1 pseudogene is annotated in these 2,085 nt (G+C 67.1%); it reads right to left on the bottom strand.

Annotation, left to right across the window (positions count from 1 at the left end):
- Positions 1 to 2,085: pseudogene (locus RMP10_RS22965) on the bottom strand (hypothetical protein); the annotation flags it as partial.

Here is a 2,085-nt window from a genome sequence, read left to right as displayed (position 1 = left end):
CAGCAGAACACCGCATCGTTCGTGGCGATAGCGCAGACGGTCGTCGCGGCAGCATCGGCGAGACTCGCAGCCACGCGACGTGCGTCGAGCACGGGACTCGTGGCGACTGGTGTCGTTTGCACCGCGGTTGTGCTGCCGTTGCCAAGCGCGCCGGCCGCACCAGCACCCCAACACAGCACACGACGCGTCGTCGTCACGCCACACGTCGTGAATCCGCCGACCGCAAGCTGCGTGAACTTCTCACTGGTGTGGACGGGGACTGGCGCGCTGCCGATGCCGGTGCTGTTGCCGTCACCGAGCTGGCCGAATTCCCGCGATCCCCAGCAGTATGCCGTTCCATCAGCGGTCAACGCGCACGTGTGGAGCGTACCCGCGTCGATCGACGTAAAAGCGAGCGATGTCGACACGAGCACCGGCGCGAGACTCTTGAGATCCGCGCCCGCCGTGTCGCGCCCCGACTCACCACGACCGTTGCCGCCCCAACACCAGGCGGCGCCCGCGGTGGTCAGGCCGCAGGAGTGCGATTCGCCGAGAGCGAGCGTGGCGAAGCGCGTCGCGCCCGCTGTCACCGCCGTCGGCGTCGCGATGCTGAACGCCGCGGAGTTCGCGCCGACCTGCCCCTCCGCATTCCAGCCCCAGCACCAAGCCTCGCCCGCAGGCGTCAGTCCGCACGCGTGGTAACCGCCCGCGGCCACGCGCGAGAAGACCGGCGTGGAGAAGGAGCCCACCGACACCGGCGACGCCGTGAACGCCCCGGTCGTGCCGAGTCCCAGCACGCCGAATACGTTGAGTCCCCAGCAGAGCGTGGTGCTGACTCTCGTCGCACACGTGTGGGTGAGTCCCGTACTCAACGTGAGCGGGTCATACGGCACGTTGCCGGCCGCGATCACCGGGAACAGACGCGGCGTCACGGTGGTGCCATCACCCACCATGCCGTAGTTGTTCTGCCCCCAGCACTGCAGGCGATTGTCACCGGTCATCAGGCAGGCGTGCAACGCACCGACGGCGATATCTGCCACGACGGTACAATCGGCCGTGATGTTGGCGGAGAATGCGGAGCCGGAAGGGGCCGTGACGGTGAGCGGGGCCGCACTGCACCCGATCGGCAGTCCGGACACAGACAGCACGTGCTGACCGGCCGGCAGCACAAGGGAGAATGCGCCGCTTGCATCGGTGGTATCGCGCAGGCCAAACGCCGTGCTGACCACGATGTTGGTAAACGCCCCAAGCGACGCCGACGCGACCACACCAGAGACGACGCCCGGAGCCAACGGTGTGGGCGCTGGTACGGTCCAACCCGCGTACCACGGTACGTTGTTGCGGGCGGCGGTGGCGGGTGCCACCGCGCCTGCATAGGATGCCGCGACCTCGAAGAACCCGTCGTTGGGCGGTGTCGCGAGCGGATTCGTGGACGTTGCGCCGCTCGCCGCGGGACGAAGATCGGGGATCGCCAGGTTCGTGGGATTGCGCAGCAGCGTGGCCAGCGCCACGGGGTCGGTCACGACGACGGCGGCCGTCGTCGCATCGTTCAGCCACTGCGCTTCAAGCGTGGGCGACGAATACGGTTCGCAGACCGATGGATCGGTGTCAGGACTGCCCAATTGCGTGTTGGCCGCCAACACCACATTCCCGATCGACACGCCATCCGCATCACCGAATAGACTACAGGTGGAGTTCTCGTCGAGATCCAGCACAAGGGCAGAACTGTGCACGAGCAGATTGCGAATCACACCGCCGGTCCCTTGACGGAGATGCAATGCCGGTCGTTCTCCGATCAGCGTGCTCAACGCCGGCGCGATCACCGTGACATTGAACAGGGTGGGCACCGAGCGTGGCAGGTTCGTGAATCCGCCGCCGCTCACTCCCGCGTTACTGCCACTGATGCCGCCGGCAAGCGTGGTCGCGTCTTGCTGCACCACGACGAACTGGGCGCGCCCACGCCATCCGGCGCGCCACGACAAGCCATAGCCACCATTCGCGGTAAGAAGCACGCGCCGGATATCCAACGCGCCGCCCTCAATGGACAGGCCATCGCCCAGCGCGCGATTGACCTGCACATGGTCGAGGCGTGTGCCCGACCCCACG

Origin of the sequence: Gemmatimonas sp. (assembly GCF_031426495.1) — a bacterium.
In the GTDB taxonomy this organism is placed as follows: domain Bacteria; phylum Gemmatimonadota; class Gemmatimonadetes; order Gemmatimonadales; family Gemmatimonadaceae; genus Gemmatimonas.
This window is presented reverse-complemented; position numbering and strand designations above follow the sequence as displayed.